Below are 15,925 nucleotides of genomic sequence, written 5' to 3' on the forward strand. Positions count from 1 at the left end.
GCCTCACCCCTGCCGGCACCTTTGTAGCATCGCAAACCTATTTCGAATTCTGGTTAACGCATCTGCACCATCTCTCATGGAAAAAACCCTCACTTTCCAGCACGTCAGCTACCTCTGGGACGAAGCCAAAGCCGCAGAGCTGGCCGGCGACGAAGTAGCCCTTTTCCTCTACCGCTCCAATCTGCTCGGCGCCGACCTGCGCCTGACCAACTACGCTGGCGGCAACACCAGCTGCAAAATCACCGAAACCAACCCCGTGACCGGCGAAGCTGCCGAAGTAATGTGGGTGAAAGGCTCGGGCGGCGACATCGGCACCCTGACCCGCTCGGGCTGCGCCAACCTCTATGTAGAAAAGCTGCACCAGCTCAAGAACCGTTACCGCGGCCTCGAATTTGAGGACGAGATGGTGGGCCTGTTCGAATACTGCCTCTTCGACCCCAAGTGCGCCACGCCCAGCATCGACACCCCGCTACACGGCCTGCTGCCCTTCAAGCACATCGACCACCTGCACCCCGACGCCCTGATTGCCATCGCGGCCAGCAAGGACGGCGAGCAAATCATGCACGAAATCTGGGGTGACACCATGGGCTGGCTGCCCTGGCAGAAGCCCGGTTTCGACCTCGGGTTGCAGCTCGAAAAAATCGTGGCCGACAACCCCGGCCTGCGCGGCGTCATCCTCGGCGGCCACGGCCTCTTCACCTGGGGCGACACCTCGTACGAGTCGTACATGAACACGCTCGAAGTTATTGAGCAGGCCGCGACTTACCTCGAAGCCAACTACGGCAAGAAAGCGCCGGTTTTCGGTGGCGTGAAGCGCGAGCAAACCCTCGACGCGGCCGGCCGCCGTGCCGCCGCCGCTGCCGTGATGCCCGTGTTGCGTGGCCTGGCCAGCAGCCAGCGCCGCATGCTCGGCCACTACACGGACGACGCCCGCGTGCTCGAATTCGTGAACTCGCACGACCTAGCCCGCCTCGCCGCCAAAGGCACCTCCTGCCCCGACCACTTCCTGCGCACCAAAATCCGCCCGCTCGTGCTCGACGCCGACGTGATGCAGGGCGACGCCGCCATCGTAAAAACCTACCTGGAAGCGCAGTTTGAAGCCTACCGCAAGGACTACATGGCCTACTACGAGCGCAGCAAGCACGCTAACTCGCCCGCCGTGCGCGACGCCAACCCGGTCATCATCCTGTGGCCCGGCGTGGGTCTGTTCTCCTTCTCGAAAGACAAGCAGACCGCCCGCGTGGCCGCCGAGTTCTACACCAACGCCATCAACGTGATGCGCGGCGCCGAAGCCGTGAGCACCTACCAGGGCCTGCCCGAGCAGGAAGCCTTCAACATCGAATACTGGCTGCTCGAAGAAGCCAAGCTGCAGCGCATGGCCCCGCCCAAAGCCCTCTCCGGCAAGGTGGCCTACGTGACCGGCGGCACCGGCGGCATCGGCAAAGCCATCTGCGAGGAGTTACTAAAATTCGGCGCCTGCGTGGTGGCCGTCGACCGTGACCGGCTGGAAGAAACCCAGGCTGACCTGCGCAAGCAATTCGGCAAGGACAGCGCCCTCACCGCCGCCATTAACGTGACCGACGCCGAGAGCATTGCCGAGTCGTTGCGCGCTGCTACGCTGCAATTCGGCGGCGTGGATATCATCGTGAACTGCGCGGGCCTAAGCATCAGCAAGCCGCTGGCCGACACCACGCAAGCCGACTGGGACATCCTGAACGATGTGCTCGTAAAAGGCCAGTTCCTGGTGAGCCAGGCCGCCGTCACCATCCTGCGCCAGCAGGGCCTGGGCGGCGACATAGTGAACATTGCCAGCAAAAACGGCCTCGTAGCCGGCCCCAATAACGTGGCCTACGGCACCGCCAAAGCCGCCCAGTTGCACATGAGCCGCCTGCTGGCCGCCGAGCTCGGCGCCGACAAAATCCGCGTGAACACCGTGAACCCGGATGCCGTGCTGCGCGGCTCCAAAATCTGGGAAGGCGACTGGGCCGCCGGCCGCGCCAAGGCCTACGGCATCTCGGTGGAAGAACTGCCGGCTCACTACGCCAAGCGCACGTTGCTGGGCGAAGAATTGCTGTCGGAAGACATTGCCAAAGCCGTGCGCGTGTTCGTGGATGGCTCGCTGAGCAAATCGACCGGCAACGTGCTGAACGTGGACGGCGGCGTGGCCATGGCCTTCGTGCGCTAAGCGTCAAGGCTTGACGGTTTATGTAATTAGCTGAACGTCATGCTGAGCGCAGCCGAAGCATCTCTACCGCAAGAGTAACGAATTACTCCCACGGTAGAGATGCTTCGGCTGCGCTCAGCATGACGTTCTTTTTTTGTGAGCTATCTATCGGCTTGCACCGCCGAAAAAGCTACATTTGAGTAACGCTCTGCGTTGCTTTCCTTTTCCCACTTTCCTTTTGCGCTGCTGAATTTCGCCGCTTCCAACCGGGTTTCCCTTAGTAGAAAAGCCTGAAATCACACGCCTTGTCCTCCACCCCGGGATGTACCAACTCCAACTAAAGCCGCTCGATAAAACGCCCAAGTACAAGCAGATTGTGCAGTCGGTCATTATGGACATCGAGCGCGGCGTGCTGAAAAACGGCGACCACCTGCCCAGCATCAGCGAGCTGAGCGTGGAGCACTACCTGGCCCGCGACACCGTGGAAAAGGCCTATCGCGAGCTGCGCGAACGAGGCTTCATTACCTCGGTGCAGGGCAAGGGCTATTACGTGGAAACCAGCGACAACTCGAAACTGAAGATTCTGCTGGTCTTCAACAAGCTCAGTTCCTACAAGAAAATCATTTACTACGCCTTCCTCGAAACCCTCGGCGACCACGCCACCGTCGACCTGCAGATTCACCACTACAACGTGAATCTGTTTCAGGAAATCATCGAGAAGAATCTCGGCAAGTACAACTACTACGTGGTGATGCCGCACTTTGCGCTGAACAGCGACAAGGCGCAGTCGCGCGCCGTGCTCAACACCATTCCCAGCCAAGAACTGGTGCTGCTCGACAAAGACATTCCCGAGTTGACTCACGATTGCCTGCGCGTGTTCCAGGACTTCGATAAGGACATTTTCAACGCCCTGGAAAGCTCCGAAGACCTGCTCGAAAAGTACTCCCGTCTCGTACTGGTGCTGCCCTCCGACGCCAACCATCCGGAAGAATTGCCCTGGGGTTTTCGCTCCTTCTGCCTGATGCGCAACAAGGAGTTCTCGGTGGTGGAAAACGCCATGAACGAGGTGGTCCAGGCCGGTACGGCCTACGTGGTTATTCGCGAAACCGACCTGGTAGAGCTGGTGAAGAAAATCCGCCAGACCAGCTACCTGCTGGGCCGCGAAGTCGGCATCATCTCTTTCAACGAAACACCCCTGAAGGAGCTGCTCAACATGACGGTGATTACCACCGACTTCGAAGCCATGGGCAAAACCGCCGCTACGCTGCTGCTGGAGAAGCAGCGCGTGAAGGTGAAGAACCCGTTCTACACCATTCGGCGCGGGTCGCTGTAACTGTAGCGTGGACTCTGCGAGTCCGCGCATGGGCGAACGTTCTGGCAATGCGCGGACTCGCAGAGTCCACGCTACATCCCGTGCCGTTAGGTTTCGCGCGCAAAACAGGAGAGCCCAGAACAGTTCTGCCTCGCGGAGACGGGTAATTTGTATCTACCCAACCAACACCGGACATTATTCCCTCGCCAACTTATGTTCTCTGACCAACGCCTTGCCGAACTCAACCAGCCGCTGCTGGCCGAGCACCAAACCCAGTTTCAGTACACGGCCGAATCGCCACGCCTGCGCCACGCCGACGTGGCCGCCGTGGTGCAGAAGCTGATTGATTTTCAGGTGGCGATTCCGAGCTGGGCATTGGGCACCGGCGGCACCCGTTTCGGCCGTTTCGCGGCCGGCGGCGAGCCCGCCACGCTGGAAGATAAAATCGGCGACGTAGGCATTCTGCAGTCGCTGAACCGCTCCTCGAATTCCATCTCGCTGCACATTCCGTGGGATATTCCGCAGGACATTCCCGGCTTGCAGCAGCTGCTGAAGGAGAAGGGCCTAGTGATTGATTCGGTAAATTCCAACACCTTCCAGGACCAGAAAGACCAGCCGCAGTCGTATAAATTCGGCTCGCTCAGCCACACCGACAAGGCGGTGCGCGAGCAGTCCATTCAGCACAACATCGACTGCGTGCGCTACGGCAAGCAGCTCGACGCCAAGACGCTGACCATCTGGCTGGCCGATGGCTCCAATTTCCCCGGGCAGTCGCACCTGCGCCGAGCCTTCCTGCGCACCCAGGAGTCGCTGGCCGCCATTTACGAGGCCATGCCTTCGGACTGGACCATGCTGGTGGAGTACAAGCCCTACGAGCCCAATTTCTACTCGATGGTGATTCCCGATTGGGGCACCTCGCTGGCGCTTTGCCAGGCGCTGGGCCAGCAGGCGCAGGTGCTGGTTGACTTGGGCCACCATTTGCCCAACACCAACATTGAGCAGATTGTGGGCCGCCTGCGGCAGTTCGGCCGCCTTGGCGGCTTCCACTTCAACGGCTCGATGTACGGCGACGACGACCTGACCACCGGCAGCATCAAGCCCTTTCAGCTATTCCTGATTTTCAACGAGCTGGTAGACGCCGCCCTCGACAAATCGGTGCCGGCTGAGGCCGTGGCTTACATGATTGACGCCAGCCACAACGTGAAAGACCCGCTGGAAGACCTCCTACAGTCGGTCGACAACATCCTCTCGGCCTACGCCAAAGCCCTTTTGGTCGACCGCCAAGCCTTAGCCGAAGCCCAGGACGCCAACGACGTGGTGCGCGCCGAGGAAATCCTGCGCGACGCCTTCCTCACCGACGTGCGCCCGCTGGTATCGGAAGCCTACCTGCGCGCCGGCGGCGCCATCCGGCCCCTCGCGGCCTTCCGCGCCGAAGGCGTGCGCGAGAAACTCATTCAGCAGCGCGGCAAGCACAGCGTATCGACGGGGCTATGAATCCAAACGTAAAAAAGACCGTCTACGCCGTTTTCGACATCGGCAAGACCAATAAGAAGCTGATTCTTTTCGATGAGGACCAGCAGATTATCAACGAGGAGCTGCACGTCTGCACCGATGTGCTGGACGACGACGGCTTTGTGTGCGACCACCTGCCCCGCCTCACGGAGTGGGTGCTCGACCACTGGAAGCAGCTGCGCCACCACCCGCACTATACTGTGAAGGGCGTGAATTTCACGGCCTATGGCGCCAGCTGGGTGCACCTCGGCGCCGACGGCCAGCCCATGCTGCCGCTCTACAACTACCTCAAGCCGATGCCGGCTGATATCGAGGCCAAGTTCTATGCGGAGCTAAGCCAGTCGCCCGAAGAATTCGCGGCCGACACCTGTTCACCGCGCCTGGGATTGCTCAATTCGGGCCTGCAGCTGTACTGGCTGAAATACGCAAAGCCGGAGAAATACGCCCAGATTCATACCTCGCTACACTTGCCGAACTACCTCTCCTATCTGATTTCGGGCGAGAAATTCAGCGACTTCACCTCCATTGGCTGCCACACGGCCCTTTGGGACTACAAGCGCGGCGACTACCACGAATGGGTGTACCGCGAGGGCATCGACGAGAAGCTGGCGCCCCTCACCCGCGATTCCATTGCCTCCGTCGTGGACGGCATCATGGTGGGCGTGGGCTTGCACGACAGCACGTCGGCCGTGATGCCTTATCTGGCCGAGAACGACGAGCCGTTCGTGCTGGTGTCCACCGGCACCTGGTCGGTCACCATCAACCCCTTCAACAGCAACCCGCTCACGCCCGAACTGCTGCGCCGCGACTGCCTCAGCTTTATGACGCCGCGCGGCGAGGCCACCCGCGCCGCCCGCGTGTTTCTGGGCCGTGAGCACGACTACCAGGTGGAGCGCATTGCCGCTCATTTCCACGTCAAGCCCGATTTTTACCGCTCCATCGTGCTGGCCCGGCCGTATGATGAGGCCTCGGCCGGTTTCCGCCCGGCTTGCATGGCCGGCACCGGCCCCTTCCCCGACCAGCCGGCCGAGGAGTGGGACCTGAGCGGCTTCCGCACCGCCTCCGATGCCTACCAGCACCTTATGCACGGGCTGATTAACATTCTGCTCGAATCTATTCACCTCGTTTGGCAGGGCGAAAAAACCATCTTCGTCGATGGCGGTTTTGCCCGCAACCCGCTCTTCATGCAAACGCTGAGCTGGAACTTCCCGAAGGCGGAAATCCGCACGCTGGAAGTGCCGCAGGCCACGGCTTTGGGTGCTTTGGTGCACCTGGAGCAGGGGGAGGCCCTGAAGAAAACACAGCCGCTGTTTACGGATGAGGATGATATGCCGCTGGCGGAAGTACGGAACGATGTTGCGCCCGTGAGCAAATAGAATAAGCCGTTTGCAATGTAGAGACGCGAAGTGTCGCGTCTCCACGTTGAACGACTCTAAAACGTTAGTTGCCAAAATCTAATGGCGCTAACGAGGAGACGCGAAGTGTCGCGTCTCTACATCGTTGAGGAGGAAACCGCTAAAATGAAAGTCGCCCTATTCGTCCCGTGCTACATCGACCAGTTCTACCCGCAGGTCGGCATTGCCACGCTTCAGCTGCTGGAGAAGCTGGGCGTGCAGGCACACTTTCCGGCTCAGCAAACCTGCTGCGGCCAGCCTTTGGCCAATAGCGGCTGCGAGCGCGACGCGCTGCCCATCTACAAGCATTTTGTGGAGACATTCAGCGACTACGACTACGTGGTGGCGCCCTCGGGCAGCTGCGTGTACCACGTCCGCAAGCACTTCGACAAGCTGGACCAAACGGCCGACGTGCAGCACGTGCGCGGCGCGGCCTACGACCTCATTGACTTCATCAGCACCGTGCTGAACGTGACGGAAATTCCGGGCGCGTTTCCGCATAAAGTGGGCCTGCACCTGAGCTGCCACGGCCAGCGCGGCCTGCACCAGGCCAACGAATCGGAGATGACGCCGGTGCGCGACGGCCAGCTGCGCCGCCTAATGGCCTCGCTCGATGGCATTGAACTCACCCAGCTCAACCGCAACGACGAATGCTGCGGCTTCGGCGGCACCTTCTGCGTGAGCGAAGCCGGCATTTCGGCCCGCATGGGCCAGGACCGGGTAGCCGACCATGTGCTGAACGGTACGCAGGTGCTCACTGGCAGCGACATGTCGTGCCTGATGCACCTCGAAGGCATTGTGCGCCGCGCCAAGCTGCCCATCAAAGTGATGCACGCGGCCGAAATTCTGAATGGGGTGGTCAATGGGTGAATTGTTGAATGGTTGGACTGCTAAATGGTTGAATTGTTTGTTTTAACAGAATCAAAACCGCCCAGCAACTGCCCCATTCAACAATTCGCCCATCCACCCATCCAACAATCCACCCAATGAACCACGCCATTCGCGCCGATAAATTCCTGCTGGATGCCGACCGCACCACCTGGCACGACGAAACCCTGTGGTTCGTGCGCGAAAAGCGCGACCGCGCCGTGTACGCCGTGCCCGAGTTTCAGGAGCTACGGGAACTGGCTTCTGGCATCAAAAACCACACCCTGAGCCGGCTCGACCTGTATTTGCGGGAGTTTGAAGCCGCCGCGCAGGCCAATGGCGTGCACGTGCACTGGGCCGCCGATGCAGCCGAGCACAACGCCATTATCCTCGACATCATCCAGAAAGAAGGCGCTACGCGCATCGTCAAAAGCAAGTCGATGCTGACCGAGGAGTGCCACCTGAACCCGTACTTGATTAAGCACGGCATTGAGGTGGTGGATACCGATTTGGGCGAGCGGATTATTCAGTTCCGGGACGAGGCGCCGAGCCACATCGTGCTGCCCGCCATTCACCTGAAAAAGGAGGACGTGGGCGACACCTTTCATACTCATCTCGGCACGAATAAGGGTGAAAACGACCCGCAGCGCCTGACCGAAGCGGCGCGCCAGCATTTGCGGGCCAAGTTTCTGGCCGGGCAGGTGGCTATTTCGGGCGTCAATTTCGCCATTGCCGAAACGGGCGCGGTGGTGGTGTGCACCAACGAAGGCAACGCCGATTTGGGCGTGAACCTGGCTCGGGTGCACATCGCAGCCATGGGCATCGAAAAGATTATTCCGCGCCTGAGTGACTTGGGCGTATTCACCCGACTGCTGGCGCGGAGTGCTACCGGCCAGCCCGTTACGACTTATACCTCGCACTTCACCAAGCCGGCGGCGGGCAAGGAGATGCACATCGTCATCGTCGACAATGGCCGGACGCAGCAGCTGGGTCGGCCCGATTTTCGGGCCTCACTGAAGTGCATCCGGTGTGGGGCCTGCATGAACACCTGCCCAGTGTACCGGCGCAGCGGGGGCCACAGCTACGATTTCACCGTACCCGGCCCGATTGGCGCCATTCTGTCGCCGAACATCGACATGAAGAAGCACAGCTCGCTGCCGTTTGCCAGCACGCTGTGCGGCTCGTGTACCGACGTGTGCCCGGTCAAAATCGACATTCACACCCAGCTCTACAAGTGGCGGCAGGTGCTGGGCGAGGCCAATGAAATCCCGGCCTCGAAGAAGTGGAGCATGAAGTTTATGGGCCGCGTGCTGGCCAGCACGCGGGTGTATGGCCTGGGCGGGCAGTTTGCCCGCAAGGCGCTGCGTCTGTTACCCCACGGGCTCACCCACGCCCCTTCCATGAATGCCTGGGCCGTGGCCCGCGAGCTGCCCGAGGCCCCCAAGCAAAGCTTCCGCGAGTGGTATGCCAAGCAGCCCGCCCCAGCCGCTGCTCAGCCCGCTCAACCTCAGATTCCCGCATGAGCACCACTTCCCGCGAACGAATTTTAGCCGCCGCGAAGGCCAACAAGCCCGAGGAACTGCCGCTGCCCATCGTGCCCGATTTCGGCGGCGAGGCCACGATTGAGCGGTTTACGACCGTGCTCACGGGCATCGGCGGTACCGTGGTGCGAATGGCTGGCTTGGACGAGCTGGAAGAAACACTGCGCCAACTTTTCCCCGAGGCCCGCAACACAACCTCTCCTCTCTTCCGCGGCACCGTGCCTGTGAATGCGCAGACGCCTACGGGCATTCTGGCGGAAATTGACCTGGCCGTGCTGCCCGGCGAAATTGGCGTGGCCGAAAACGGCTGCGTGTGGCTGCCCGAGGCCAACATGCTGCACCGGGCCTTGCCCACCATCACGCAGCACCTGGCGCTGGTGCTCGACCACCGGCGCGTTGTGGCCACCATGCACCAGGCCTACGCACAATTGCCCAATACGGGTGGCTACGGCAAGTTCGTGGCCGGCCCCTCAAAAACGGCCGACATTGAGCAGTCGCTGGTGATTGGGGCGCACGGGGCGCGCAGCCTGGTGGTGCTGGTGTATTAACTTTTGGATTGCCCTAACCGCAAGAATCCCCGTCCAGGTTGGACGGGGATTTTGCATTCGGCAGCAGCGTATGTCCTACTTAATCAGGAGCACGCGGCTGGTTTTGGTTTGGCCGTTGGCGCTCACTTTGTAGTAATAAGTGCCGGTGGCCAACCCAGCCCCTTTCAGCACCACGGAGTGCGCTTCGCCGGCTTGGGTATCAGCATCAAAGAGCGTGGTGACGCGGGTGCCCATGGCGTTGTACACCGTCAGCACGACGTGCCCGCGCTGGGAAACCGTGAAGTTGATGGTCGCGTCGTTGCCCGTGGGGTTGGGGTAGGCCTGGGTTTCGATGTCTCTCAGCAAGGGGGCCGAAATTGGGGGTTCGGGAGCACCAATGAGGCGGGCCACCGGGCAGGTATTAGTGGTATAGTTGGTGCAGTTGGTAGCGGCCGACGTACACCCGCCGCTGCCCGCCGGGCTGGTGGTGGTGATGCTGAAGCCCTTGCCGGCCTGCAGCGTAAATTCCAAAGCCCCCGAGCCGCTATACACCGTGGACTGCGAGCCCGCTACGCCGGTTTGGGTCACCACGTAGTTGTAGCCCGTGAGGGGGCAACTCACACTCAGCTTCGGGGCCGTGAGGGTGCCGCAAAGAGTAGCTTCCTGGATGGTGACCACCGGCCGGGCGGGCGTGGCGGGCTGCGCATTAATGGTGATGGAGCCAGGGGCTGAAATGCAGCCGTCGCTGTTTTTGGCCGTGATGGCGTGCAGGCCCGCCGCCAGGCCGGGGTAACCGCCTGCCGGGTAGGCGGCGTAGGTGCCTCCATCCAGGCTAAACGTGAGCCCAGTAGTGGCCGAGGTGATGGTGACCGTACCCGTACTCACCGTGCAAGTGGGGTCGATTTTGCCCAGTGTGGGCGCCAACGGTGTGGGCGGTTGCGCATTGAGCGTGATGGAAGCGGGCGCCGAAATGCAGCCATCGCCGTTCTTGGAGGTGATGGTGTGCGAGCCAGCGGCCAGGCCGGTATAGCCTCCCACGGGATAGGCCGCATAACTCCCGCCATCGAGTTTGAACTGCAGCCCGGTGGTGGCCGAAGTAACCGTGACCGTGCCCGTGCTTACGGTACAAGTGGGGTCCACTTTGCCCAGCGTAGGCGCCAACGGCGTGGGAGGTTGGGCACCAATGGCGATGGAAGCGGGGTCCGAAATACAGCCGTCGCTATTTTTCGAGGTTACCGTGTGCGTGCCGGTGGCGGCGCCGGTGTAGCCACCGCTCGGATAGGCCGCGTAGGTACCGCCATCGAAGCTGAAGGTGAGCCCGGTGGTGGCGGAAGTCACCGTGACGGTGCCCGTACTCAGGGTACAGGTTGGGTCCACTTTGCCCAGCGTGGGCGCCGTAGGCGTGGGGGGCTGCGCGTTCACTGTCACCGTCAGCACGCCCGATACGCACGTGCGCTGGGCCGCCACCAGGCTATAAACGCCCGGCAGCGTACCGGCGAAAACGCCCGTCGAATTGCTCACCGCGGCCCGCACAGGGTTGGTGCCGGTCAGGGTATACACGTAGGCCGATACCGGGTCGGTGACGTTCACGGTGCCGGTGGCCAGGGTGCAGGTGGGCTGCACCACCGTGGCGGCCGGCGTGGGTGGCAGCGCATTGAAGGTGCCCGAAGTAAAATCCTGCAACGAGGCCGTGATGGACTGCGAGTTGCGGGTTTCGACCAGGAAATACGAGAAGCACCCGCCAATGCCCATCCCGGCCAGGTCGATGGCCCCCTCGTAGAACAGGTTGGGCGCGTAGTTCACGTTGCCGTCGCTGCCGGTATAGGTCAGGCCGGCCGGCACGGGGTACTGAATGTGGTTTACGTTGGCCGCATACAACGCATTGTTGGCGGGCAGCTGCACCAGGCTGCCATTGTTCCAGCGATACACGGTGATGGTGGGCGTGGTGCCACCACTGGTGAAATCACTCAGTATCAACAGGTCGCCGTTGGCGTGCACCCCATTGAAATCGCCATTAGCGTTGACGCTGACTGGCGTGGTGAAAAACCAAAAGCCAATGGACGCATCGCCGTTGTCGGAAGTGCGGTCGCCGAAGAAGCGCATGATGGTGTTGTTCGTGCCCGTCAGCAGCGCGCCGGCGTTGGTGATGTCGCCCTTGGCGTTGGCGCTGCCGTTGCTCCAGTGCCAGCCCGTGAGCAGGTTCCCGTCCTTGGAGCCCTGCGTGAACTGGTTATCGGCGTTGCCGCTGGCATTGGCCACATCCAACGAGTAAGCGTGAATGGGGTACACCGTGGTAAAATTGGCCCAGTCGCTGGGGTTGCCATCGTGGTAGGTGGCTGCAATCTGAGCGGCGGCGGGGCCAGCCCAGAGCAACAACCCCATCAGTAGCAACACGCCCAGCGAGCGGCACCGCGCGGTCAGGAAACTCCTATGGGCTACAGATGGCAACATCTGACCGACAGGTACCTGCAGGCGGCAATTGACGAGCAAAAAGAACACATGTTTCATGGAACAGAGGCAAAAAGTGGGATTAGTAGCTTCGCAGCGGGCGCCGCAACACCGTGAGCGTGCGGTTCGTCGGTCCCAAAAAATGGGGCACAGCAGGTCCATCCGAGCCACGCGCAGGGGCGGGCCCGTGGGAAGCGCAGCAATGAACAGACTTCTGAAAATCAGGCAGATTACCGGCACGACATCTGTTGTGGCGCTGGTTTGGGCGGTGGGGCCGGAGGGGGCCTTCTGGGTAGCTAGTGGTATTGACCTAGGTGCTCAACAAAGATGTAGTGATAATAAAAGCTTGCATTGTACAAATGCGACATTATATATATTATTTACTATGTTTTAAATCATAGACAAAAAAGAAGCGGCCCCCATTGGAGGCCGCCTCTTCGGCATTTGTTGTTTCACTAAAACTCACTTTATAACCAAATTATGTCAGGCCGATGGCCCGCGAAATCGGAGGCATCGCCGCAAATTGCGGTAGTGGATGGGCCAGCGCGCACCTATTGCCACGCCAAGCCTTGAGGTGACAACACTGACATGGCACGCTGCAGAAACGGATGAAAGAGGACTCCCACCCAATCTTTTTCCATCCTGCTGCGCGCCAGTCAGGTTGTAAATAACTCACAGTACAAATCTGTCACCGAACCAGGCCGGAACCTTCCCGCACCCTCCTGCCCGGTGAAAATTCTTGTGAGGATACACTCACCCACCGATTATGACGAGGCTTCAATCCATGTGAAACACCCGCGCCAGCGGCTGCACCACCGGCGAATTATCGGGGTTGGTTTCCATCAAATCGCCCATGTAGGCCCACCAGCGCTGCATGATTTCGGTGCCGGGCAGCCCGTCGGTGGTGTGGCCGGGCAGGCGCTTCTGCACCGCAAACAAGGTGCCGCTGGCGGCATCGAGGTAAATAGAGTAGTCCCGGATGCCGGCCTCGTGCAGCAGGGACGACAGTTCGGGCCAGATTTCGTCGTGGCGGCGCTCGTACTCGGCGGCCACGCCGGGCTTGAGCTTCATGGTGAAGGCTATTTCTTCCATCTGTTAGTTGTCAGTTGCTGGTTATCAGTTGTCAGTTGTCAGGTATTGGGTGCCGTTCCAGAATAATCTGCCAACTGACAACCAGTAACCGACAACTAGAATCTATTGAACCGGCGCGCCTACCGACGCCGGGGTGAGGGTGACGGGCCCGAGCAGACCGGATTCCAGCGGCGCCCACTTTTCGGTGGTGAAGAGGCCATCGGCGCCGCGGTTTTCCTTGAGCTTAGCGGGCATGTTGGTGTTATAAAAAATCTTCCAGTCGACGTGGTTGCGGTCCAGGTCCTCGATGCGGTTGGCCATCAGGTTGCTCACCGTCACGGTGAGGGTGTTGGTGGCCTTGAGCTGGTACTTGGGCAAATACACCTGATATGACGGGCCGAGCAGCGTGGCCACGGGCTGGCCGTTGAGCTGCACGCGGGCGCTCTGGGCCACGCGGCCCAGGTCGAGCAGCCAGCCGTCGGCGGTGCCCTGCGGCTGGGCGAAGGTGGTGGTGTAGGTGGCCGTGCCGGAGAACTTCTTGCCCGCCTCGCCCAGCGTCGTCCACGAGACCAACTCCTTTATTTGCTGCTTGGCCGGCAGCTCCGGGCCACCCGAGAGGAAGCTCAGGTCCCAGGGTGTCGAAAGGGCCTGGGGGGTAGCAGCGAGGGTGAGGTAGGGGTACGCGGGGCCGGTGGCGGCGGCTTCGTTGGTGTCGAGGAGGCAGGTTTCGCCGGGGGCCAGCTGCACGTACACTTCGGGCAGGCCCTGGGCGGAGGTGCGCAGCGTGGCCATACCGGTCTGCTCGGTCATGGGGTTGTAGAGGGCCACCGATTTGGCGGCCGTGGCCAGCGGCACCCAGGCGGCTACGGCGCGTTCGCCCCAGTTGGCCAGGAAGTAGGTGTGGCCGCCCGCATGGCCGCGGCGAATGAACTGCAGGCCGTTATCGACCAGCGTTTCGCGCTTCACGCCGGCCTGGGCCAGGAGCTGGGACACGTCGGCGCCCAGCAGCACGCGGCCCTTGCCCACGGTGGCCTGGCGCACACCGCCCTGGCCATCTTTAAACTTGAGTTGGGCCAGCAGCTTCTGGAAGTTGACACGCCGATTTTCGAGGTTGCCGAGGCCGGGCACGTCGGCGGGGGCCTGGTTTTGGAACAAGATGGTGGCGCCGTTCTGGGCCAGGCGCAGCAGGTTTTCCATCGTGAGCAGGGGCATGAGGTGGGCGTCGGGCACGAGCAGCGTCTGGTAGCTGGCGCCGCCGCTGGTGGCGAGGGCCGCGCCACTGTTTTTCACCTGCTGCACCTGCTTATCGGAAATAAAATCGTAGCCGTAGCCTTTGGCCAGCAGCAGTTCGCTGGTAGCCTCAACCGGTAGCCCTTTAAAGCCGTGCTCGATGCCGTCGAAATGCTGGAGCAGCACCTTGCCGGGCCGCGTGTAGGCGTCGGATTGCGGCAGGTAGAGCAGCACGTCGTTGCTGGGATGGCCGGCCTGCAGAAGGCTCTGGCAGCGGGCCGTGTACTGGTTCAGCTTGCCGAAATCCGTCCAGAAAGGGTTCTGGGGGTTGAACTCGACGGCGGCGTAGAACAGCCAGCCGGGCCACTTGGCGGCCTGCGGCGAGTAGGCCGTGCCGTGGTAAAAGACGTGGTTGACGCCGCCGAGCAGCATGCGGTCGATGGCCTTTTTCACGTCCGAGAGCTTGCTCAGGAAATGGTCATTCTCCCAGGTGGCGGTTTCGGCCGAAGTCAGCGGCTTGCCCGTGACGTGGGCAGCCGACGAGGCGAACTTGATGCGCGTGAGGTCCTCCCCTTCCGTCTCGGGAATGTCGGTGGCGGCGTACAAATCCAGGATGTTGGCCGGCGAGCCGTGGGCCTGATTCCGAATCAGCGCGTCGTGGGTTTTGGCCCAGGCGCCCCAGGTTTTGGTGTAGTTTTCGAGCAGCAGCTCCGACACGGTTTCGCGGTAGTCGGTGAGCACGCGCTGGTTTTCGTCCTCGGTGGCTTTGCCGAACAGCGCGGGCAGGTGCTGGCGCAAGTCGTACCCGCGCCGCCGGCTGAATTCAGAGAACATGAGCGGCGTCCAGTTGGCCTCGCCCTGGGCGTCGTCCACTTCGTACGAATCGTTGAAAAACGCCCGAATCGGCTTCACGTCGTGACCTTTGAACGCCTTGTCGAAATAGGCCAGGTAGTGGTCCGTCGCCGTCTTCGAAAGGTGGTCAATCACGTCGCCTTCGCCGCCGGGACCGGCGCGCTCCACCTGCTTGCCGTGCCCGCCTTGAAAGAGGGCATACAGCGTCCAGGTCGAGCCGGCCGGGGCCGTCCAGGTCAGCTTGCCCTTGGGGTCGACTTTGGCGGTGAGGTCTTCGGTGGCGCCTTTGTCAGAATAGGCAATCAAGGCTTGGAGCGGGATAAGCTTCTCGTAGCGCACCTGTTCCAGGGCCAGGGTTTGCAGGTTTTTGTTGCTGGCCACGGGGTCGGCCAGTTGCTTGATATCGACCCGGTGCCCAATGGCCGTGGCAATCGGCTTCTGCATGAACGTAACCGGCTCGGCCAGGCTGGCGCCGCCCTTCACCTCAAAGGTTTTGTAAGTAATGTACTTCGAGGCGTCGGCCGGCGTCACCCAGGGCCCGCCAAAGGGCCAACCCGAAGCCTGCGCCATGTCGATGCCCAGGCCCAATCGGTTGGCCTCGGTGAGCGTGTGCGAGAGCATGTCCATCCACTTCGGCGAGAGGAAGTCAATGAACTGGCTTTCGGCCCCTTTCACGCCATAAATCGTGGTAATTTCCATGCCGCCGAGGCCAGCTTTCTGGTACTCCGTCAGCAGGTGGGTAAGGTCGGCTTTGTTCACGGCGCTGCCCTCCCACCACCAGCGCGTCCAGGGCTTGGTTTGCTGGGTGATGGCGGGCCATTTGGGGGCCTGCGCCTGCGCCTGGGCGCTGAGTGAGGCGAAGAGAAGAAGGGCGAGGGAGCGTTTCATGGGGGTTGTTCTGGCGGGGCGCCTCACCCCCCGGCCCCCTCTCCTCAGGGAGAGGGAGTGCCTGACGACGGTGCAGTGCACAATTTTCAAATCTCTTAAAAAGTCAGCTAACTCCCTCT

At 61.4% G+C, this 15,925-nt stretch carries 10 protein-coding genes; 7 read left to right on the forward strand and 3 right to left on the reverse strand.

Annotation, left to right across the window (positions count from 1 at the left end; translation table 11 throughout):
- The first annotated feature begins 76 nt into the window (after positions 1-76).
- The 7 genes from Q4S41_RS08945 to Q4S41_RS08975 all read left to right on the forward strand — a co-directional run bounded on the left by Q4S41_RS08945 (position 77) and on the right by Q4S41_RS08975 (position 9,338).
- Complete coding sequence (locus Q4S41_RS08945; RefSeq protein ID WP_305030770.1) at positions 77-2,185, forward strand: bifunctional aldolase/short-chain dehydrogenase; 2,109 nt, start codon at positions 77-79, stop codon at positions 2,183-2,185.
- Between the two features lie 301 nt (positions 2,186-2,486).
- Positions 2,487-3,497: a GntR family transcriptional regulator gene (locus Q4S41_RS08950; RefSeq protein ID WP_305030771.1), complete on the forward strand. Its 1,011-nt coding sequence runs from the start codon at positions 2,487-2,489 to the stop codon at positions 3,495-3,497.
- A gap of 192 nt (positions 3,498-3,689) precedes the next feature.
- A complete protein-coding gene (locus Q4S41_RS08955; protein ID WP_305030772.1) occupies positions 3,690-4,970 on the forward strand; it encodes a TIM barrel protein in 1,281 nt (426 codons plus the stop codon).
- Positions 4,967-6,364, forward strand: coding sequence for an FGGY-family carbohydrate kinase (locus Q4S41_RS08960; protein ID WP_305030773.1), 1,398 nt, complete (start codon positions 4,967-4,969; stop codon positions 6,362-6,364). The genes Q4S41_RS08955 and Q4S41_RS08960 overlap by 4 nt, the downstream gene beginning before the upstream one ends.
- A gap of 144 nt (positions 6,365-6,508) precedes the next feature.
- Positions 6,509-7,252: a (Fe-S)-binding protein gene (locus Q4S41_RS08965; protein WP_305030774.1), complete on the forward strand. Its 744-nt coding sequence runs from the start codon at positions 6,509-6,511 to the stop codon at positions 7,250-7,252.
- Between the two features lie 116 nt (positions 7,253-7,368).
- Positions 7,369-8,772 (forward strand): lactate utilization protein B, encoded by a 1,404-nt coding sequence (locus tag Q4S41_RS08970; RefSeq protein ID WP_305030775.1) that lies wholly within the window; start codon positions 7,369-7,371, stop codon positions 8,770-8,772.
- The gene (locus Q4S41_RS08975) at positions 8,769-9,338 is read left to right on the forward strand and encodes a LutC/YkgG family protein (RefSeq protein ID WP_305030776.1); all 570 of its coding nucleotides are present in this window, start codon (positions 8,769-8,771) and stop codon (positions 9,336-9,338) included. The genes Q4S41_RS08970 and Q4S41_RS08975 overlap by 4 nt, the downstream gene beginning before the upstream one ends.
- A gap of 75 nt (positions 9,339-9,413) precedes the next feature.
- Here Q4S41_RS08975 and Q4S41_RS08980 read toward each other — a convergent pair whose 3' ends face one another.
- The 3 genes from Q4S41_RS08980 to Q4S41_RS08990 form a co-directional block, all read right to left on the reverse strand.
- On the reverse strand, positions 9,414-11,825 hold the full coding sequence (locus tag Q4S41_RS08980) for a T9SS type A sorting domain-containing protein (RefSeq protein WP_305030777.1): 2,412 nt from the start codon (positions 11,823-11,825) through the stop codon (positions 9,414-9,416).
- A 717-nt stretch (positions 11,826-12,542) separates the two neighbouring features.
- Entirely contained in the window at positions 12,543-12,857 is a 315-nt protein-coding gene (rhaM, locus tag Q4S41_RS08985; protein WP_305030778.1) for an L-rhamnose mutarotase, read from the reverse strand.
- A gap of 102 nt (positions 12,858-12,959) precedes the next feature.
- Positions 12,960-15,806 carry a glycosyl hydrolase gene (locus Q4S41_RS08990; RefSeq protein ID WP_305030779.1) on the reverse strand — a complete coding sequence of 949 codons (2,847 nt, stop codon included), beginning with the start codon at positions 15,804-15,806 and terminating at the stop codon, positions 12,960-12,962.
- Positions 15,807-15,925 lie beyond the last annotated feature (119 nt).

It is taken from the genome of Hymenobacter convexus (assembly GCF_030580955.1).
Lineage (GTDB): Bacteria > Bacteroidota > Bacteroidia > Cytophagales > Hymenobacteraceae > Hymenobacter.

Bases quoted from the DNA above. Each gene is read 5' to 3' on its own strand.
- Q4S41_RS08945 (WP_305030770.1), top strand. From the start codon at position 77: ATGGAAAAAACCCTCACTTTCCAGCACGTCAGCTACCTCTGGGACGAA.
- Q4S41_RS08950 (WP_305030771.1), top strand. From the start codon at position 2,487: ATGTACCAACTCCAACTAAAGCCGCTCGATAAAACGCCCAAGTACAAG.
- Q4S41_RS08955 (WP_305030772.1), top strand. From the start codon at position 3,690: ATGTTCTCTGACCAACGCCTTGCCGAACTCAACCAGCCGCTGCTGGCC.
- Q4S41_RS08960 (WP_305030773.1), top strand. From the start codon at position 4,967: ATGAATCCAAACGTAAAAAAGACCGTCTACGCCGTTTTCGACATCGGC.
- Q4S41_RS08965 (WP_305030774.1), top strand. From the start codon at position 6,509: ATGAAAGTCGCCCTATTCGTCCCGTGCTACATCGACCAGTTCTACCCG.
- Q4S41_RS08970 (WP_305030775.1), top strand. From the start codon at position 7,369: ATGAACCACGCCATTCGCGCCGATAAATTCCTGCTGGATGCCGACCGC.
- Q4S41_RS08975 (WP_305030776.1), top strand. From the start codon at position 8,769: ATGAGCACCACTTCCCGCGAACGAATTTTAGCCGCCGCGAAGGCCAAC.
- Q4S41_RS08980 (WP_305030777.1), bottom strand. From the start codon at position 11,825: ATGAAACATGTGTTCTTTTTGCTCGTCAATTGCCGCCTGCAGGTACCT.
- rhaM (WP_305030778.1), bottom strand. From the start codon at position 12,857: ATGGAAGAAATAGCCTTCACCATGAAGCTCAAGCCCGGCGTGGCCGCC.
- Q4S41_RS08990 (WP_305030779.1), bottom strand. From the start codon at position 15,806: ATGAAACGCTCCCTCGCCCTTCTTCTCTTCGCCTCACTCAGCGCCCAG.